Source organism: Bacillus sp. AFS073361, assembly GCF_002567005.1.
Classification (GTDB): Bacteria; Bacillota; Bacilli; order Bacillales; family Cytobacillaceae; genus Neobacillus.
The window spans coordinates 1-19067 of record NZ_NUZU01000026.1; the positions used below are offsets into that span (position 1 = coordinate 1).

At 41.2% G+C, this 19067-nt stretch carries 18 protein-coding genes; 8 read left to right on the top strand and 10 right to left on the bottom strand.

Annotation, left to right across the window (positions count from 1 at the left end; translation table 11 throughout):
- Positions 1 to 241: 241 nt before the first annotated feature.
- A complete protein-coding gene (locus COJ96_RS12215) occupies positions 242 to 472 on the bottom strand; it encodes a hypothetical protein (RefSeq protein ID WP_026565703.1) in 231 nt (76 codons plus the stop codon).
- A 137-nt stretch (positions 473 to 609) separates the two neighbouring features.
- On the opposite strand from COJ96_RS12215, the gene pdaB reads away from it, so the two are divergent.
- On the top strand, positions 610 to 1359 hold the full coding sequence (gene pdaB, locus COJ96_RS12220) for a polysaccharide deacetylase family sporulation protein PdaB (RefSeq protein ID WP_098573590.1): 750 nt from the start codon (positions 610 to 612) through the stop codon (positions 1357 to 1359).
- Between the two features lie 19 nt (positions 1360 to 1378).
- Here the strand turns inward: pdaB and COJ96_RS12225 are convergent, their stop codons facing one another.
- Positions 1379 to 2059, bottom strand: coding sequence for a KinB-signaling pathway activation protein (locus COJ96_RS12225; RefSeq protein ID WP_098573593.1), 681 nt, complete (start codon positions 2057 to 2059; stop codon positions 1379 to 1381).
- A gap of 150 nt (positions 2060 to 2209) precedes the next feature.
- Between COJ96_RS12225 and gerD the strand changes: the two genes are divergently transcribed.
- Positions 2210 to 2818, top strand: a complete 609-nt coding sequence (gerD, locus tag COJ96_RS12230; RefSeq protein WP_098573596.1) for a spore germination lipoprotein GerD — start codon at positions 2210 to 2212, stop codon at positions 2816 to 2818.
- Between the two features lie 82 nt (positions 2819 to 2900).
- Here gerD and COJ96_RS12235 read toward each other — a convergent pair whose 3' ends face one another.
- From COJ96_RS12235 to COJ96_RS12245, 3 genes are all read right to left on the bottom strand, one after another.
- The gene (locus COJ96_RS12235; RefSeq protein WP_098573599.1) at positions 2901 to 3956 is read right to left on the bottom strand and encodes an Mrp/NBP35 family ATP-binding protein; all 1056 of its coding nucleotides are present in this window, start codon (positions 3954 to 3956) and stop codon (positions 2901 to 2903) included.
- A gap of 275 nt (positions 3957 to 4231) precedes the next feature.
- Positions 4232 to 4957, bottom strand: coding sequence for an N-acetylmuramoyl-L-alanine amidase CwlD (gene cwlD / locus COJ96_RS12240; RefSeq protein WP_306460590.1), 726 nt, complete (start codon positions 4955 to 4957; stop codon positions 4232 to 4234).
- An 84-nt stretch (positions 4958 to 5041) separates the two neighbouring features.
- On the bottom strand, positions 5042 to 5485 hold the full coding sequence (locus COJ96_RS12245; RefSeq protein ID WP_098573605.1) for a YbaK family protein: 444 nt from the start codon (positions 5483 to 5485) through the stop codon (positions 5042 to 5044).
- 156 nt (positions 5486 to 5641) lie between these two features.
- Between COJ96_RS12245 and COJ96_RS12250 the strand changes: the two genes are divergently transcribed.
- The 6 genes from COJ96_RS12250 (at position 5642) to COJ96_RS12275 (ending at position 11925) form a co-directional block, all read left to right on the top strand.
- The gene (locus tag COJ96_RS12250) at positions 5642 to 6571 is read left to right on the top strand and encodes a nuclease-related domain-containing protein (protein ID WP_257148497.1); all 930 of its coding nucleotides are present in this window, start codon (positions 5642 to 5644) and stop codon (positions 6569 to 6571) included.
- Between the two features lie 437 nt (positions 6572 to 7008).
- Positions 7009 to 7725, top strand: coding sequence for an SDR family NAD(P)-dependent oxidoreductase (locus COJ96_RS12255; protein WP_098573608.1), 717 nt, complete (start codon positions 7009 to 7011; stop codon positions 7723 to 7725).
- The gene (locus COJ96_RS12260; RefSeq protein WP_098573611.1) at positions 7725 to 8753 is read left to right on the top strand and encodes an S-adenosylmethionine:tRNA ribosyltransferase-isomerase; all 1029 of its coding nucleotides are present in this window, start codon (positions 7725 to 7727) and stop codon (positions 8751 to 8753) included. The genes COJ96_RS12255 and COJ96_RS12260 overlap by 1 nt, the downstream gene beginning before the upstream one ends.
- A gap of 177 nt (positions 8754 to 8930) precedes the next feature.
- Entirely contained in the window at positions 8931 to 10043 is a 1113-nt protein-coding gene (locus COJ96_RS12265) for a GAF domain-containing sensor histidine kinase (protein WP_098573613.1), read from the top strand.
- A gap of 14 nt (positions 10044 to 10057) precedes the next feature.
- Entirely contained in the window at positions 10058 to 10699 is a 642-nt protein-coding gene (locus tag COJ96_RS12270; protein ID WP_098573616.1) for a response regulator, read from the top strand.
- 128 nt (positions 10700 to 10827) lie between these two features.
- On the top strand, positions 10828 to 11925 hold the full coding sequence (locus COJ96_RS12275; protein ID WP_142332995.1) for a CotH kinase family protein: 1098 nt from the start codon (positions 10828 to 10830) through the stop codon (positions 11923 to 11925).
- Between the two features lie 103 nt (positions 11926 to 12028).
- Here the strand turns inward: COJ96_RS12275 and COJ96_RS12280 are convergent, their stop codons facing one another.
- The 5 genes from COJ96_RS12280 to COJ96_RS12300 form a co-directional block, all read right to left on the bottom strand.
- Positions 12029 to 12961 carry a response regulator gene (locus tag COJ96_RS12280; protein ID WP_098573619.1) on the bottom strand — a complete coding sequence of 311 codons (933 nt, stop codon included), beginning with the start codon at positions 12959 to 12961 and terminating at the stop codon, positions 12029 to 12031.
- Between the two features lie 4 nt (positions 12962 to 12965).
- On the bottom strand, positions 12966 to 14264 hold the full coding sequence (locus COJ96_RS12285) for a sensor histidine kinase (RefSeq protein WP_098573622.1): 1299 nt from the start codon (positions 14262 to 14264) through the stop codon (positions 12966 to 12968).
- Between the two features lie 131 nt (positions 14265 to 14395).
- The gene (locus COJ96_RS12290; RefSeq protein WP_306460591.1) at positions 14396 to 16090 is read right to left on the bottom strand and encodes an NAD-dependent malic enzyme; all 1695 of its coding nucleotides are present in this window, start codon (positions 16088 to 16090) and stop codon (positions 14396 to 14398) included.
- 129 nt (positions 16091 to 16219) lie between these two features.
- Positions 16220 to 17656 (bottom strand): aspartate ammonia-lyase, encoded by a 1437-nt coding sequence (aspA, locus tag COJ96_RS12295; protein ID WP_098573625.1) that lies wholly within the window; start codon positions 17654 to 17656, stop codon positions 16220 to 16222.
- Positions 17657 to 17677: 21 nt separating this feature from the next.
- Positions 17678 to 18949: a cation:dicarboxylate symporter family transporter gene (locus COJ96_RS12300; RefSeq protein WP_098573628.1), complete on the bottom strand. Its 1272-nt coding sequence runs from the start codon at positions 18947 to 18949 to the stop codon at positions 17678 to 17680.
- Positions 18950 to 19067: the final 118 nt, after the last annotated feature.

A 19067-nucleotide genomic window follows, 5' to 3' on the forward strand; every position in this document is an offset into this window, starting at 1 on the left:
TACGTTGGCTTAGTTTCATTTCTGAAACTAAAAGTTATTGTTTGTTTGCACGATTTTGTTTGTTTAGTTTTCAAAGAGCAATTTGTTGTATCGCTCAAAAGCGACTTTATTAATATATCACCTGCAAAACATAATGTCAACAACTTTTTTGAAGTTTTATTTATGTCAGCAGCGACGTTTATTAATATACCAAGATACTTATTTATTGTCAACGGTTCTTGCATAAAAAAAGAATCTTTTTTTATCCCTTTTTCCTATCCTTCTTTCCTCTCCTCATATACTTTAGACAATCATGTGGTGAAGCTACTCTTCGAAAAAGGGTAAATAATACTTTATATCTTTCTTCCATCGCTCTCTTTACTATGTGATCTATACGATCATCTCTTAAATCAAAAAGAATTTCATCCATTTCTCTTTTAATAAGGTATTCCATTTCTTTTACTTCCTTATCATTTATTAGAAGTCCAAACATTGAATAACCTCCAGCGTAATATCTAGTAATTGTAGTCTTTTCCAATTTTTGAGATTTTATTATAAGATTTTCTATTCATATTTTAAAAAAAGTCCGCATAGGTTGAGACAAGGACAGTATTGGACGAGGTGGGGACGATGAAATTTTTTGTAGTTAACGGGAAGTCTTTGAAGAACATTTCACTTATTTTAATTGCAGCGTTTTTTACGGCATGGTTTCTCTACATAGAGAACCTTACGCAAATTCCTGTCTTTTCAACAAAGGATGGTCCGAAAGCAATTTATAGAGGGGAAAAGGGTCTTGCTCTTACTTTTAATATCGGTTGGGGTGATGAAAAGGCAGAGCCTATTTTAGATACCTTAAAGAGGGAAAATGTAAAAGCAGCTACTTTCTTCTTAGCTGGTTCATGGGCCGAGCGACACCCAGACATTGTTAATCGAATCATAAAGGATGGTTATGAAATCGGTATTCTTGGCTACGAATACAAAGACTATCGGGACTTGGAAGATGTAAAAATCGGCCAAGATATCTCAAAAGCACAAGAAGCCTTCAGAAAACTAAATGTGAAGGATATTAAGTTGCTCCGAGCTCCAACCGGTCACTTCGATGAGCGGACTTTAAAAATCGCCAAAAGATATGGATATACAGTAGTCCATTGGAGTGTCGATTCAAAGGACTGGAATAATCCAGGGATTCCAGCCATTGTCAAGAACGTTGGTAAAGCAGACAAAGGCGATATCGTTTTGCTTCACGCTTCCGATTCAGCAAAGCAAACAGCCAAAGCATTGCCATTGATTTTAAAGGAAATTCGCCAAAAAGGATTTAAACTTGTTTCTGTATCAGAATTAATAGCTAACGGTGAGGCCAGTTCAAAGGAAATTAGATAACACAAAAAACCGTCCAACTTTAAATGGACGGTTTTTTTGTCTTTTTCTTAGTTACAGGTTTATTACTTTGGGCTTGGTTTTCCCTCTTTTGTCTCTCCTGCTGTGATTGAATGTTTAATTTATGCAAAATCAAAAGTTGGTAAGCATTACACGCCATTAATGCAAACATCATGAGGTAAAGCCAGCTATGTTCATTTACACGAAGGACTGGTACCCACTCAACTAAAGTAACCACAATCATAAAAAATACGGCAGGAATAAACGCATCCCGATTGGTCTGTTTTACTTTATACCATGCTGCCGCTAACGCAACTATTAACAGGATGATAGCGGGACCAAAGTATGGAAGAACAGAATCACCCGGGTCAGCAAAATTGTCGTACCGCAAATAAACTAAATCAAATAAACCAAATAGAATAAGAACAATTTGTACAGCATTCCACAAGGAAACAGATTTAAAGATCCCTAAACCGAAACGGTGAACCGTTAAATATGCAAAAAAGCCCATTTGGCTAATAACACTAAACAAAAAGCCCATGACAATTAACCAAATCAAGGTCGACAAAATATCAATGAGTTTAAATTCAGTAAAATAGGGCTCAAACTCATTCCAGCGAACAATAAAGCCCACAATAGCCGTTGTGATTCCGCCCACTAATAATGTGCTTAAAAATAATTTTACCCAATTACGGCTTGTCACACTATAAACCTCCAGAATACAAAAATAATCAACATTATGATTGTACCAAGCCAAATTTGAAAAATCCATAATTTATGATTCTGTACGAATAATCTTTCACAAGTTACAACATGCTAAACTTAAGGATTTTTATGTGAAAGGGGCTTATTAATGAAAGCAAAAAGCATATTGTGCCTCCTGCCCATCTTGGTGTTCTTGACAAGCTGTTCAGCCAATGAATCCAGCGGCGGAGGACAAGTTGATTACGAACAAACGAAAAAGATGGTTGTTGATATTCTTAAAACGGATGATGGGAAAAAAGCACTCCAAGAAGTAATGTCCAGTGATGGCATGAAGGAAAAGCTGGTAATGGATCAAAAAGTTGTCTCTGATACGATCCAGCAAACTCTCACATCGGATAAGGCAAAAGATTATTGGAAAAAAACGTTTAGTGATCCTAAATTCGCACAAAGCGTTTCAAAAAACTTGAAGTCTGAAAACAAAAAATTACTGAAGGAATTAATGAATGACCCCGAATATAGAGGAATGATGATTGAGGTTTTTAAAGAGCCGGAAATCCAAAAAGAGATGGCAGATGCATTAAAAAGCAAAGAGTACCGAGCACATCTACAAAAAGTCATAACAGAAACACTAGATAGCCCCTTGTTTAAAGCAAAAATACAAGAATTGCTCTTAAAGGCAGCAGAAGAAGCGGCTAGTAAATCCGCTGGTAAAAGCCAAAGTTCCGACAGCGGCAGTAAGACCGATACAGGAAGCTGAGGTGAATTTTTTATCTTGACCCATACTATCTAATGAAGAGAAGCCTTTTCCAGGAGGAAAGGGCTTCTCTTTTTGCATCTTTTTATTTTTTAAGTAAGGCAGTTACTTTTTCAGCGATTTCTAAATAAATTTTTCCAGTCTGATGGTCTTCTTGATAAATTGATGGTGCAAAGTCTTCGTCGTTCCAATCGGGCTGGTTAAGCGGCAAACGGCCAAGAACTTCGGTATTCAATTCCTCCGCTAATTTATCTCCCCCGCCTTGTCCAAATACATATTCCTTTTCACCAGTCAGCTTACTTTCAAAGTAGGCCATGTTCTCAATGACACCAAGAACTTCATGGTCAGTTTTCAGTGCCATTGCACCCGCACGCGCTGCAACAAACGCAGCAGTTGGATGTGGAGTAGTAACGATAATTTCTTTACATGCCGGCAGCATGGTATGAACATCTAAAGCCACGTCCCCAGTACCTGGCGGCAAATCTAATAATAGATAATCGATATCGCCCCACTCTACTTCACTAAAGAAGCTGTTTAACATTTTTCCTAACATGGGTCCACGCCAAATAATTGGTGAATTGTCTTCCACAAAAAAGCCCATGGAGATAACTTGGACACCGAAACGTTCGACAGGGATGATCTTTTCTCCCCTAACTACAGGTCTCTGGGTAATTCCCATCATATCAGGTACACTAAAGCCATAAATATCGGCGTCAATTAATCCAACCTTTTTGCCTAGACGCGCCAGCGCGACAGCAAGGTTCACCGACACCGTTGATTTACCAACGCCGCCCTTTCCACTGGCAATGGCAATGAAAGTGGTTTTATTTGAATGAAGCAAATTTGTCTCATTATTTTCTGGTTCCGCATGGCGATTTGCTGCTAATACTTCTTCAGGTAGTTCGCTAAAGCGGATTCCCACCGTTGCCGCCCCAGCTTCTTTTAACAAATTAACAATTTGTGTTTGTAATTGGAGCTGCTCCGCTGTACCAGTTTTTGCGATTGCCACTTTTACGCTTACATGGTTCTTTTCTTCTTTGATCTTTATTTCCACAATAGCATTTAATTCAGCTAATGTTTTATGTAAAAATGGTTCCTTCAGGCTGCCTAGAACCTCATAGATTCTTTCCTCTGTTAACATAAAAAGCACCTCACATTTTGAATTCGTTTCCATCTCTCAGTATATCATATCCAAGTTAAGAAACAGTTAAATGAATCACAGGTATTTTTAATTAGAAAAGCGTAAGCCCCCTGGTCAGCGGCGTATGGCCTGGAGCGCTCCAACCGAGATAAAGGAAACACGAAGAGCCGGAGGCGCATTCGTGCTTGACTTATCGTAGGGCGGAGAGCGAAGGACACTAGCCGCTAGGGGGCTGGAGCTAGACATTCAAAAAAATAGAAGGTGTTTTTCCACCTTCAATACTCTGGCTCGACGAGTTCTTTTTCATTCGTATAATATCGAGTGATACCTTGATAGATGGAAACGGCAACTTTCTCCTGGTAGGAATCCTTTTTTAACTTTTCCTTTTCTGCAGGGTTGGACAAAAAGCCAACTTCCACTAAAACGCCAGGTTTCTTCGCGTTTTTTAAGATATAGACATTATTAATAGGTTTCGCTCTACGTGTGGTGTTCTTTAAATTTGTCCGCAGCTCGTCTTGGATAAACTTGGCCGCCTCTGCATTTTCTTTATATTGTGGTGCATAGAAGGTTTGAGCTCCGCTCCATTTGGAAGATGGAATGGCATTTAAATGAATACTGACAAAAAAATCATTATCACCGTCGTTAATCATCTTCAGTCTAGTTTTTAAATCCTCCACTTTTCTTCGACTGTAGCCTCTTGTATCAGATGCTGCTAAATCGGTATCTGTTTCTCTGGTCATAATGACAAGGGCACCTTGCATTTGCAAGTAATCCCGAACTTTTTTGGTAATCTCTAAGGCAATGTCTTTTTCTAAGGTTTGACCCGTTCCTGCGCCGCCATCTGGTCCGCCGTGGCCCGGGTCAAGCAAAATGATTTTTCCTGACAACGGAAGATTCCACGCATTCAATGAGTCATCTTCAGCAAAGTCATATTGTAAAACGAAAAATAAGACAAATAAGCCTACAATAAAACTAATTATTTTCAGTCTTCGTTTTGACACCCCTATCATTCCTTCCCGCTCGTCCCTATTCTCTAAACTATATGGGACAAAGGGGGGAATTAGAACAGGAAGAAATGCCAGACCTTAGTGCAGACGGAGCTTGTGGCGTCTTTGCCCTTTTTCATAGCCCTCTCTCCACCAGATATGGATATACTGCTCACATAAATAGTAAAGTGATTCACTCATGACGCCTTCTTCACCGCTCCCCCAATAAAGGAAAAAGTTATATAACGTATCAATAAGATGTTTTTCTTCTCGGTAGCAGCGTTTTCGAACATCATCTAAGGTTTCACCATGATAACCAAACTTGCTATATTTTGCCCCCAATAAAAAAGCTTCAAGTGCGATATCATAACATGCTTCTTCAATTCCTGTATTCATGATGAGGCTGGAAACAATTTTGGTGGAGCCAAAGTATTGTTGGACTCGTTCTTTTAATGTATTGATCGATAATTCCCGAAGGACTGATCGTTCATATTTTATTTGTTTTTCCCGTTTTTTTTCCTTAAAGGTCGTAATGACTGTCACTTCTTTTCACCTCTTAGAACTATTCTTTATCTGGGGTTCAGAAGAAATGCAAAGAATTAAGTTGCCAATTTTTATCGGGTGTGACTCTAAATTGTTAACAAAGAATTCAAACCATTAGTATGCGGTTCTTTGTAAAATAAGAGGTGGTTCCAAAAAATGATGGAGAGGAAGTGGCACATGCCGCATTATAAGTCTCGTGTGAGGTCAAAGGAATTACGAGTTCTGAGTTCATTGAATGTACGAATGGAGTTGCCTTTCAAGGACAAGCAGCGTCTTGCTTACCTTGAAAAGGGATACCAGGGGGAGGTGTTCTTTGACCAGCTAACTTCGGAGTTAAAAAATGATTTATACATTTTAAATGATTTAAGCCTTGAGCAGAATAAATCTTTTTTTCAAATTGATACACTTATTATTTCTCAACATACGATTTATCCATATGAAATAAAAAACTATGAGGGGGATTATCGATATGAATCGGGAAATTTCTACCCCAAATCATCCAAGGATGAAATTAGTAATCCTTTACATCAATTAGAACGAAGTAAGTTGCTCCTTCGTCCATTACTTAAAGATCTTGGTTTTTACTTACCTATTGAAGGCGACGTAACCTTTGTACACCCCAATTTCACCTTATACCAAGCCCCATTAAAAGAGCCAATTATTCACCCCACTCAGCTAAACAGTCTGATGAAAAAATTAAACGAGATTCCTTCAAAACTAACGAACCGCCACAAAATACTTGCTGATCAACTAATCTCATTGCACCAAACGGACAATCCTTTTACCCGTTATCCCGCTTATAACTTTGGTCACCTGAAAAAGGGAGTTATTTGTGGAAATTGCCACTTGTTGATCATTCCTGATGAAGGGAAGATGATTGTCTGTAGTAAATGCGGGCACATAGAAACAATCGATTCTGCTGTATTACGGTGTGTGGAGGAATTAGTGTTGCTTTTTCCTGGTATTAAAATTACAACGAATCTGGTTTTTGAGTGGTGTGGGGTTGGGTCTAAGAAGCAAATACGTCGAATCCTTAAACAAAACTATACTTTGATGGGGTTTGGGCAATGGACTTATTATGAATAGATTTACCAAGGCAACTCTTTTTCGTTCATAAGGGTAGGGACGATTGACTGATTGAATACCCTGGGACTCTTTTTCCCCCTTGCTCGGTCGTCAATCGCTCCTATTGGCTACCCTGGAGACTCTTTTTTTCCCTTGCTCGGTCTTCAATCGCCCCTTTTGTATACCCTAGCGACTCTTTTTTCCCTTGCTCGGTCATCAATCTCCCTTATTGACTACCCTGGAGACTCTTTTTTCCCCTTGCTAGGTCATCAATCTCCCTTATTGACTACCCTAGCGACTCTTTTTTCCCTTGCTCGATCGTCAATGACATCAATTCACTCGCTATTTCTTCAATTTCTCATCCTAAAGTTGTAGATAAACTTCAAGCTTTTTTCCGAAGGATGATTTTACAAAAACCTTTATGCTTAAAACATCAAGAAACAAAGGGGAGAGACGATATGAATAATAAAGTTGTAATGATTACTGGCGCGTCTAAGGGGCTGGGCAGAGCGTTGACACTGGCTTTTGCAAAGGAAGGAGCTAAACTGGCCATCTGCTCAAGGACACCAGAAAAACTCTTAAAAGTGAAAGAAGAAGTTAAAAAATTAGGTGCGGAGGTTCTCGCAGTTACCGCGGATATTTCCAAATCACGTGATGTAGAACGATTCATTGCGATGACTGAGGAGGCATTTGGCCACATTGACGTCTTAATTAATAATGCCTCGATCCTTGGCCCCAGTCCAATGCCTCTACTGCTCGATTACCCAGAGGAAGACTTTGCGGAGGTGCTGCGAGTAAATGCAGTTTCGCCCTTTCTTGTGACAAGAAGGGTTATTCCAGGGATGCTCGAACGGAACGAAGGTTCAATTATCAATGTAACATCGGAAGCTGGCCATACGGGTTATGCAGGATGGGGTGCGTACGGAATTTCTAAGTTCGCCGTGGAAGGCCTCACCCAGACTTGGGCAGACGAATTAAAGGAGACGAATATTCGGGTAAACATGGTCGATCCCGGTGAAATGGACACAGATATGCATCAATTAGCAGTCCCAAATTGCAATTACCCATTAGCTAAGCCAGAAGATGTCATCGAAATCTTTCTTTATCTAGCATCAGATAAGGCAGCCGCAATAAATGGCCAGCGCTTTGAGGCTCAAGCAGAGGAGGAATTGTGATGGCAACAAGAGCATTAGATTTTTACCTGCCTAATGAATTAAATGCGTCCCTCCCCCCTGAAAAACGCGGTGTGCGAAGGGATCATGTCCGGATGATGGTTCTCGACCGGGCAACCGGATACATCAAGCATGATAATTTTTTCCAGCTTGCAGATTATCTCGAGCCCGGCGACCTGCTTATTGCCAATAACAGTCGAACTATCCCCGCGGTCTTACACGCCAATTGTATTCGAGACACAGAACCCATCATACCCCATGTTGAAGTGCGTCTGGCCAGACGATGCCAGGAAGCTCTATGGGAGGCATTAATCGTTGCCGCTCCCGTAAAACCAGGTGACATACTCGAGTTTTCATCAGAATTTTCTGCAATCGTAATTGCAGAAAAAGGTAATTCTCCATTAAAAATCATTGAATTTACAAAACAAGGTACGGAATTATTTAATAGTATTTATGCCCTTGGAGAGCCGATTCGTTATGAATATATCGAGAAGCCATGGGATCTTGATTACTATCAAACCATTTTTGCCAGTCATCCCGGTTCTGTGGAAATGCCCTCAGCAGGCAGAGCGTTCAGTTGGGAGCTAATTTTCAAATTAAAGCGATTGAACATCCATTTCGACTTTATCCAACTGCATACAGGACTAAGTTATTTAATCGACGATACCTATCAGCAGTCACCTGAAGAAAATATCGAAGAGTACCAAATCTCTGAACAAACCATGGATCGGATTCGCCAGACAAAAGCCGCTGGCAAACGAGTCATTGCGGTTGGCACCACCGTTGTTCGTGCTCTTGAAAGTGCAGCCAAAAGCGGAGTCCTATCGGGCACAACCAATCTCTATATCGATCAGCAATATCCTTTAAAAATAGCCGATGGAATCATTACTGGTTTTCATGAACCCCAAGCGAGCCACCTTGATATGCTGTCCGCCTTTGTATCAGAGCAGCATTTGCTGCAAGCATACAATCATGCCATCGTCGCAGGTTATTTATGGCACGAGTTTGGCGATATGAATTTAATCATATAATCCAAGGTTTCACCGAACGTGTGTTTCCACCATTATGGTTTTAAAGTTGATAATCTCGAGGAGTCGATTGCTTACAAGCTAAGCCTGTTCCATGACGTTCAAAGTCAAGTTTTTAACGTCAACCTTCCATCCATTAAGTTATAATTACAGTAAATGCAGACAGTGGAGGAGAATAGAATGTCTGAGAAGAATAATGATATTGGGATTTTAAAAGAAATCGCTGAGTTATTAAATGAAGGAACGGATACAAACAATGTGCTGTCCGGCGTATTGAAAAGACTTCTCCAAGTAACTGGTTTACAGACTGGATGGATTTTTTTAATGGATGAGCAAGGGACGCATCACCTCGCAGCCGACGAATCTCTGCCCCCTGCTTTGGCAGCTAACCAAAAAGAACGAATGTGCCAGGGCGGGTGTTGGTGCGTCAATAAATACAATAATAAAAAATTAACTAAAGCTACGAATATTATGGAATGTAAACGAATTGAGGAAGCGATCGAAGAACATGCTGGTGAAACTTGCGGACTGACCCATCATGCCACCGTTCCGCTAGGGGCTGGAGATGAACGATTTGGAATCTTAAATGTTGGATCGCCTTATAAGACACATTTCAACAAAAATGAACTTGCATTACTTGAAGCTGTTGCCTATCAAATCGGCACGGCGCTAAAACGCATAAAACTTACCCAGAGGGAACAAGAAACCGCACTTGTGGCGGAACGCAACCGGCTGGCAAGAGATCTTCATGATTCCGTTAATCAACTGTTATTTTCCCTCAGCTTAACAGCAAGGGCAGGAGTGGAAATGACTGAACAAGAAGAAGTGAAACATACATTCGTCTATATTAAGGACTTAGCTCAGGAAGCGCTTGGTGAGATGCGAGCATTGATTTGGCAGCTGCGCCCGCTTGGTCTAGAGAATGGCATCGTTAGCGCCTTGAGAAGTTATGCTGAAATGCTTGGCCTATCCATCGATACCGAGATTACAGGAGCAGCGAGCGTTCCTGGAAAAGTCGAGGAAGCATTGTGGCGCATCGGTCAGGAGGCGTTAGCCAATTGTAAGAAGCATTCCCAGACCACCGATGTGACCTTGATGTTTCATGCCGCTAAGGACCTCGTTGTGATGACCATTAAGGATCAAGGATGCGGCTTCCATTACGGAGAAAATGTTGAAATTCTCTCATTAGGGTTAAAAAACATAAGAACACGGACAGAATCGCTTAACGGACAATTTTTCATAAAGAGTAGACCAGGTAGCGGGACAGCGATAGAGGTCCGCATACCTTTTTAGAGAGGAGAATTCACATGTGTATACGCATCCTAATAGCTGACGACCATCATGTCGTCAGAAGAGGCCTGGTCTTTTTCCTTCGAACACAAAAAGGCCTTGAAATTATCGGGGAAGCCGCCAATGGCAAAGAAGCCGTTCAACAGGCCCAGTTGTTAAAGCCAGATATTATTTTAATGGACCTCGTCATGCCGGAAATGGACGGAATCCAGGCAACAAAGATCATAAAAGAAAAGCAGCCCGAAATTAAAATTATGATGCTGACGAGTTTTTCGGACCAAGATCAGGTCATTCCCGCGCTCGAAGCTGGTGCTTCCGGGTTCCAATTAAAAGACATTCAGCCTGATGAGCTGGTCACATCGATTAAAAAAATCATCAGCGGGGAAAATCAGCTTCACCCAAAAGCTACCTCACATTTACTCGCCAATTTGTCCAATAAAAGCAAGCAGGAAAAGAATTTACTAGAGGAATTAACCAAGCGGGAGTTAGATGTGTTAAAAGAAATCGCGAAAGGAAAAAGCAATAAGGAAATTGCTGCCGCATTATTTATTACCGAAAAGACGGTTAAAACTCATGTATCGAACCTTTTAGCAAAGCTTGAACTGGCGGACCGGACACAGGCCGCCCTGTATGCAGTTAAAAACCAACTAGTCAACTAAGAGCGGATGCGGGGAGAAACTACATCTGCTTTGTTTGAAAATTAAATTGCAAGGAATTGAGCAATATCTTGAGCATTTTATACACGCCTTTAATAGGATGAATTAAGCTTATTAAGGATGTGTTTTTTATGGAACAAATACCCTACCAAATTCCATCATATTTTTTAGAAATAAAAAAAGCGGATCTAAAAGATCTTAGGAATGATATTTGGAGCGATGACCCTGTTCCTGCCTGTTTACAGGTGGGTGATACCCGCTATAATGTTGATATTTGCTACCGAGGTTCCTATACCCGGGAATTCCGTAAAAAATCATATATGATCAAGTTCATAGAACCAAAAACCGTTTCGGATGCACATGTCATTCACCTTAATGCAGAATACAGAGATCCCTCACTCCTCCGCAACAAACTTTCTCTCGACTTTTTTCAAGACATTGGTGTCTTATCGCCGGAAAGTAAGCATGTTAATTTAATAAGAAATGGCTCTTTAAAAGGGGTGTATCTACAATTAGAATCCGTGGATGAAATGTTCTTGAGAAGAAGAGGACTCCCTTTAGGGCCGATTTTATATGCTGTAGGTAATGGCGCCAACTTTTCACTGTACAAAAAGGGCAAACAGAAGAAGTCTCTTACTTCAGGCTACCAAAAAGCATTTGGGAATGAATCCGATTATAAATACCTCATCGAACTAGTAGAAAAAGTCAATAGTATCCCACTCTCCGACTTCCCCCGGATCATTTTCAAACTCATTGACATAAATAAATACGCACAGTGGCTGGCATGCGCGGTTTGCACCATGAATAATGATGGATTCACCCATAACTATGCCCTTTATCGTAACAGCCAAACAGGGTTGTTTGAATTCATTCCTTGGGATTATGATGGCACCTGGGGCCGGAAAATTAGCGGGGGTATTATGAAGTACGATTATGTTCCTATTGGAGGTAGAAATACCAACCATCTTTCATTTCTTCTCCTGCAAGTACCTGAGTTTCGCACGCTTTACAGAAACATATTAGAAGAAATCTTAGAAACTCAGTTCACAGTTCCTTATTTAGAAAATAAAGTTACTTCTATGCATCAAGCTTTACGGCCGCATATCCTGCAAGATCCGTTTAAAAAGAAGGATATCGAATTATTTGATGGGGAACCGGAAGTGATTTTTCAATTCATTCGTGATAGATCTGCCTATTTAAAAAAAAGACTCAAGTATTTAGACTCCTAGCAAAGTTAGGCAAAAAAAGACCCCCAACCAATATGGTTGGGGGCCTTTGAAAGTACCAATAATAGTTGGAACCATGCTGCTATCCCAGGCTCCTATTTACATTCTAATACCCCTCATCTACCAGCTGTTTTGCTTCAAAATACAACACCTGAATAAACTTCTTGGCATTAATCCGCGTATGCGTTGATGAAATTAAAGATGCTTGTTTCAATTCCGTCATTCGTTGACGCACTGTTGTAAAATCAAAAAACTTCGACGCGTAATTCTCAAATTTCTGATTCGCAAAATCAGCGAGGCCAAGAGAGGCCAAATGGTTCAATGATTGGTAAATTGCTCGGCGAACACGCTGTTCGGACGCTTTTCTCTCCCTGTCAACCTCATCTTGCGAAGCGGCCGTTCCTAATTTTTTTAAGCTGATATGGGTGAAGATATCCTTTAAAATAGGAAATCCCGTCTCAAATGCTAGTTTTTTCTCATAATGGTATAAATAATCGATGATTTCCAGCAAGTCCTTGCTTCCATTTTCACCGGCTATGCCGAGTTCGGATAAAAGAACTTGCCCCCAATCTGTAATTTTCTTTTCCTCGGAGGCAGACTTTTGTTCCTTGGCGGAATTCCAATCAAATACATTGCTGAGTGATTTTTGAATGTCTTGTATAGACTGCTCCAAACGAATGCGTTCCATGACCTTCTGTACAACCGATAATACTTCATTTCTGTTCAGCGGCTTCGTGATGTAATATTCGATTCCAAGTGAATAAGCCTCCCCGATCAGTTCTTTAGACTCTACTTGGGAAATCATAATGATTTTCCCTTTAAATGACTGCGCAATGCCACGAATGGTTTCAATTCCGTCCCGGATCGGCATCAGTAAATCAATGAATAAAATATCGACATGCTTCATTGCCAGCGTATGTGCATCTAGTAATGAACCATCATCCGCTTCTCCTACAACGTCACCCAATTCTTCATCCTCTATAATTTGTGATAGCATAGATCGAAAGACTTCATCATCATCCGTAATATAAAAAAACATAAACTCACCCTTTCTCGGCAAGACAGAGGATCGGCAGCCGGATAATGAAAATGCATCCTTTCCCACTCGTTTGGAGTGTTACCTCTCCTCCCAATTCCTCTGACATTTCTTTTACAAAAGATAGACCGATTCCCGTGGACGGTGTTCCATCTTCTCCATATCTAGAAGTAAACCCCGGTTTAAAAATGAGATGTTTATATTTAGAAGGAACGCCCGGACCGTCGTCAATCACTTTACACTCGAGCCAATTATCCTCTTTATCTATTGAAATGGTGATTGTGCCTGTATTTTCAATCGCTTCTACTGCGTTCGCGACTAAATTGTTGATAAAAGACAGCATAAGGTAAATGTGATAATTTGGATGCTCTCCCCTAATCTGCGAAATAAATTTGATTTTCTTCCCTAACAGCTCTGCATATTTCTGATTGATTCGAACTATTATGTACGCTAATTCATGTACATTCATATATTCCGGCAGACTTTCGCTTGATATGAGCTTTGAAAGTCCCGCAAAGATTCTTTGGTTATCCTTTTTTATTTCATGCACCTCTCCGGCTATCCGTAAAGCTTTTTTCCCCCAATTTTCAATGGGAAGTCCTTGGCCTTGTTTAAAATCAATCATGTTTCGATATAGATTGTAGGATTCTTTTGTGATGGTTTCTGCATTTTGCAGCGTCTTTTTCAAATAAACAGACTCTACATACAAATTGGAAAGGTGCATGAGCATATTCTCATTCTCCCTCCGAGTTTGCGATTCTTTCAGTCGTAGTTCGTACAGTTTCATCATATTGATGAAGGCCAAAACAAAAAAGCTTCGAAACACTGCGATAATAATGATTTTATTCAATGCCCCTATCGTCACAGCCGTTCCCAATACAAAAAGATGAAAAAGCATTAGTTCAATAAGACTGGATGTGATTTCAATTGTAATACCGAAACATCCAATCAGCAAAGGATGTTGAAAACGATTCACCCTCATCAAATAAAACAGGAAGGCATATGTAAAATAGTAGAAAAACGTCGGATAACGTTCGGTAAGAGATACTGCCAGGCTAAAGTCTGCCGACGCCATCCAATCCAATAAAACCCGGAACGCCGATACTGACGTTCCTACTAGCAGCCCCATGACTACAGGTGAAATTTTACGAAAGAACAATAAAGAAAAGAAGAAAATAGGTGTTCCGAAACTGACACGAAATACATTATCGAATGGATGAAAGTTCAATTCACCCGCGATTGGTACTATAACCATAAGAGCAATAACGATCCAGGTATCTTTGCTTTGCAGTTGATCCGTTCTCAAATCCGCCACTTCCTGATTTTTGCTACTAACAAACCGCCGCCTTGTAGTTATAAACACAATTGACCCCCATACACTACTAGTTATATAAGAAAATACAGCTTGTTTATCAAAACAAGCTGTATTTTCGCCCATTATACCATAACTGTTTCTTTCGCCGCTTTTATAGGCCGATACACCGGTTCCCACATTGAATTTCGAACTGCTTGCTTAATATCGTCATGTTTTATTCGTGCCACACCATCGGCAACAGCCGCCTTTGCCACTTCTATCGCGACAATTTCTGAAATGGCACGAAGATTCTCAATCTGCGGAAGTAAAGGCGCACCTGGATTGCTTACATCGATCATTCCCGCCACAGCTTCTGCTGCTGCAGCAAACATGCCGTCAGTGATGATACTGGCACGGGAGACGTTTGTTCCAAGTCCAAGCCCCGGGAAAATAAGAGCGTTATTGGATTGTCCGATTTCATATTCTGTTCCGTTATATGTAACAGGAGAAAACGGACTTCCTGTTGCTACGAGTGCTCTTCCCTCTGTCCAATGGATTAGATTAGCAGGCTTTGCTTCCGCAAGCGGAGTCGGATTGGACAGAGGTAAAATTATCGGTCTTTCAACGTACGCTGCCATGTCTTTCACAATATCCTCAGTGAATGCCCCCGCAACCGTTGAAGTTCCGATCAAAATAGTTGGATGTACTTGTCGAACGACTTCAGCTAAGCCTGATCCTGCATTTTTTTCTTCAGCAGGACGCGCATATGGGCGCTGGAAGTCGTACAATACGTCCATATCATCTGCCAGTAAACCATTCCGGTCAATGCACCAAAATCTTTGGTTCGCCGATTCCCATGAAAGCCCCTCCCGTACCATGGCATCGCGCACCTGATCAGCAATTCCAATACCGGCTGTACCCGCCCCAAATACGACAACACGATGCTCACTGAGCGGAATACCGGAAGCGCGCACTGCCGCCAGCACAGCAGCAAGCGATACAGCCCCTGTACCTTGTATATCATCATTGAATGTACACACTTTATCTCGATACTTTTCTAAAATGCTTCGCGCATTTTGGGAACTGAAATCCTCCCAATGCAGCAAAGCATTAGGAAACATTCTCGCCACCGTACTTACAAACTGCTCAATGAATTCATCATACCGCCCATACCGAACACGGGGATGGCAATTACCGATGTAGAACGGGTTGTTCAGAAGCTCTTCACGATCAGTGCCCACATCTAAGATTACAGGCATGACACGTGCGGGATCGATTCCTGCTGCGGCTGTATAAACAGCTAATTTACCAATCGCGATATTAATACCGCCAACACCCCAGTCACCGATCCCTAAAATGCCTTCCCCATCGGTAATAACGATTAAATCGATATCTTCCGCACTCGCCCCGAAGTTTTTAAATGCTTGTTCAATGCCGCTTGCATCATTAATAGATAAATACACCCCGCGCGGCCGGCGGTATTCAATGCTGTAACGCTGGATTGCTAACCCGACTGTCGGTGTATATATGATTGGAAGCATTTCTGGTAAATGGTCCGTCAGCACCCGGTAAAACAATACCTCGTTTCGGTCATGCAGTGCCGATAACGCAACATTTTTATGCAAATCGTTCGGCTGCGAGCAGAATTGTTCATAAGCGCGGCGTGCCTGCTCATCAAGCGTTAGTACTGCCGGCGGCAATAATCCTGTTAAATTCAGCTCCTGTCTCTCCTCCTCCGTGAATGCAACCCCCTTATTCAACAACGGTATAGCCATTAATTCCGCACCTCGTAAGGCAGTTTCCACATCCCCATTCGGACCAACCTTGAATTTATACATATAATCCCTTCCTTTTCCAATCAACCTCTGCTGTTGATTCTCAATAAAAATAAGGCAGCCTCGAAGTTCTATCCCTTATGTCAAACAAAAAAGGGCCGCTCCGCCCTCCTTTGCTTGACATGTACAAGTTTACTGTCTATTTAAAAGAACTGCGCCTGCAATACCAGGGTGAGTCATTTCATAAGGGTCCAAAATTAGATCAAGCTCTTCGTTTGATAATACGTCATATTTCAAGCATAATTCGCGAATCGGCTGACCGGTTAAAATAGCTTCCCTCGCAATACGTGCAGCAACCTCATAGCCGATATGCGGATTTACCGCCGTAATAATCCCGGCACTCTTTTCTACATATTCCTTCATTCTTTCTTCATTTGCTTCAATTCCCTTTAAACAATAGTCTGTAAATGCACGAAATGCATTATTCATAATACTGATGGATTGAAGTAAATTAAATACGAGAACAGGCTCCATAACATTCAGTTCCAGCTGCCCTGCTTCAGATGCAAGACAAATCGTATGGTCGTTTCCAATAACTTGAAACGCCACTTGATTAATGACCTCAGCCATTACAGGGTTGACTTTCCCCGGCATAATGGAAGAACCAGGCTGACGGGAAGGCAATGTTATCTCGCCTAATCCCGTGCGAGGACCGGAGGCCATCAATCTCAAATCATTGGCAATTTTGGACATGTTCATCATGCATACTTTAAGTGCTGCCGATACTTCCGTGTAAACATCTGTGTTTTGGGTTGCATCCACAAGGTGCTCGGCTCCCACGAGCGATAAGCCGCTAATATCGGCAAGATGCTCCACTACACGCTCAATATAGCGAGGATCTGCGTTCAAGCCCGTTCCCACCGCCGTAGCGCCCATGTTCACCTCATATAAATGCTGGCGTGATTGTTTGATGCGCTTGATATCGCGGGCAATTACGCGGGAGTATGCTTCAAACTCTTGACCTAATCGAATCGGTACAGCATCCTGCAGATGAGTACGGCCCATTTTGATGACCCGGTCAAATTCCTTTGCTTTTTGCTCGAATACGCCATGCATAGATTCCATTGTGTCTAATAATTTTTCTAACATATTCAATGTTGCGATGTGAATCGCGGTCGGAAAAGCATCATTCGTAGACTGAGCCATATTCACATGGCTGTTCGGACTAATATGGAAGTAGTCTCCTCTTTCTTTCCCAATTAATTCAAGCGCACGATTGGCAATGACCTCATTCGCATTCATGTTCATTGATGTACCTGCGCCGCCTTGAATCGGGTCGACAATGAAATGATCATGCCACTTGCCGTCGATGATTTCTTGAGCGGCCTCTATTATGGCTTTGCCCATCCCTTCATACAGGCGCTTTGTTTCCATATTGGCAAGAGCCGCCGCTTTCTTGACAAGGGCCAAAGCTTTAATTAGTTCTTCATGAATTGTATATCCTGTAATAGGGAAGTTCTCGACAGCGCGCAATGTTTGGATGCCGTAATAGGCATTTACAGGCACCTCTTTTTCCCCTAAAAAATCCTTTTCAATCCGAACATTTCCTTTTATTTCAGTTACTGTCATTACATTTCTCCTCCTATCCCTTTATGCAGCCTTTGTTTCTTTAACAGAATCCAAATAGTCCTGAGCTTTTTCTTTATCAAATTCGCCCTCCCATTTCGCCATTGAGATGGCAGCCAATGAGTTTCCTAAAACGTTTACAGCTGAGCGAATCATATCTAAAATACGATCGATTCCAGCAATCAAAGCAATTCCCTCTAACGGTAATCCCATAGATCCGAGTGTCGCCAGTACAACGACAAACGATGCACCTGGGACGCCTGCCATACCTTTTGAAGTCATCATAAGTACAAATAACAATGTGATTTGCTCCATCAATGACATGTGTACGTTATACATTTGCGCAACAAACAGCGAAGCAAGTGCCTGATAAATTGCTGATCCTGTCAGATTGAATGTGTATCCTGTCGGAATGACGAAAGAAACAATCGCCTTCGGACAACCGAATTGCTCCATCTTTTTCATGATGTTCGGGAGAACTGCCTCAGAACTCGCTGTTGTAAAAGAAATGATAAGTTCTTCCTTTAAAATCTTAATAAGTGTAAAAATATTTGTTCCTGTCATTTTCGCGTTTATACCTAAAATCACAATAGCGAAAAACAATACAGTTACATACACAGCCAATACAAGTTTTCCAAGCGGAAGCAATGTGCTCACTCCGAAATGGGCCACCGTCACTGCAATAAGAGCGAATACTCCGAACGGAGCAGCCTTCATTACTTGATTTGTTACCCAAAACATTGCTTCTAATACACCTTCAAAGAAATGAAGTACCGGCTTTCCTTTGTCCCCGATTGCCGCGACCCCTAGGCCGAATAGAACACTGAAGAAAATAATCGGTAATAGATCCCCTTGCGCCATTGATTCAAACACATTTTTTGGAACGATGTGAACGATTGTTTCCGCAAAGCCTTTGTTTTGTGTAGCGCTTGCTGTTTGTTCGTATGCTGAGATATCTCCTTTTGCCAGATGGCTCATATCTACACCAGAACCTGGATGGAACACATTTGCAGCCAGCAATCCAATCCCCAGCGCTATCGTTGTAATGATTTCAAAATAAAGTATTGTCTTGCCGCCAAGCTTACCTAATTTTTTTATATCACCTACACCCGCCACCGCAACAACAAGTGCTGCTATTACAATCGGCATAACGATCATTTTAATTAAATGAATGAAAATATCACCGATTGGCGCAATGTAGGCAATTGCTGTATTGTTCCCATAAGTAGCAGCCCCAACCACTATACCTAAAATAAGTGCAATAAAAATCTGCGCAGCTAATCCAAACTTTTTCATGTCCATCCCCCTTGTTAACGCTTCCAATTTTGAATACTTAAATAAGTTTATAAGTAAAACAACAAAACCCTACAAAAATCTACAAAACGATTAAAAAAAATTTAAAAGAACAAATTAC

Bases quoted from the DNA above. Each gene is read 5' to 3' on its own strand.
- COJ96_RS12290 (WP_306460591.1), bottom strand. From the start codon at position 16,090: ATGTATAAATTCAAGGTTGGTCCGAATGGGGATGTGGAAACTGCCTTA.
- gerD (WP_098573596.1), top strand. From the start codon at position 2,210: ATGAAAGCAAAAAGCATATTGTGCCTCCTGCCCATCTTGGTGTTCTTG.
- COJ96_RS12300 (WP_098573628.1), bottom strand. From the start codon at position 18,949: ATGAAAAAGTTTGGATTAGCTGCGCAGATTTTTATTGCACTTATTTTA.
- COJ96_RS12280 (WP_098573619.1), bottom strand. From the start codon at position 12,961: ATGTTTTTTTATATTACGGATGATGATGAAGTCTTTCGATCTATGCTA.
- COJ96_RS12260 (WP_098573611.1), top strand. From the start codon at position 7,725: ATGGCAACAAGAGCATTAGATTTTTACCTGCCTAATGAATTAAATGCG.
- COJ96_RS12215 (WP_026565703.1), bottom strand. From the start codon at position 472: ATGTTTGGACTTCTAATAAATGATAAGGAAGTAAAAGAAATGGAATAC.
- COJ96_RS12250 (WP_257148497.1), top strand. From the start codon at position 5,642: ATGATGGAGAGGAAGTGGCACATGCCGCATTATAAGTCTCGTGTGAGG.
- aspA (WP_098573625.1), bottom strand. From the start codon at position 17,656: ATGACAGTAACTGAAATAAAAGGAAATGTTCGGATTGAAAAGGATTTT.
- COJ96_RS12235 (WP_098573599.1), bottom strand. From the start codon at position 3,956: ATGTTAACAGAGGAAAGAATCTATGAGGTTCTAGGCAGCCTGAAGGAA.
- COJ96_RS12265 (WP_098573613.1), top strand. From the start codon at position 8,931: ATGTCTGAGAAGAATAATGATATTGGGATTTTAAAAGAAATCGCTGAG.
- COJ96_RS12255 (WP_098573608.1), top strand. From the start codon at position 7,009: ATGAATAATAAAGTTGTAATGATTACTGGCGCGTCTAAGGGGCTGGGC.
- COJ96_RS12275 (WP_142332995.1), top strand. From the start codon at position 10,828: ATGGAACAAATACCCTACCAAATTCCATCATATTTTTTAGAAATAAAA.
- COJ96_RS12270 (WP_098573616.1), top strand. From the start codon at position 10,058: ATGTGTATACGCATCCTAATAGCTGACGACCATCATGTCGTCAGAAGA.
- pdaB (WP_098573590.1), top strand. From the start codon at position 610: ATGAAATTTTTTGTAGTTAACGGGAAGTCTTTGAAGAACATTTCACTT.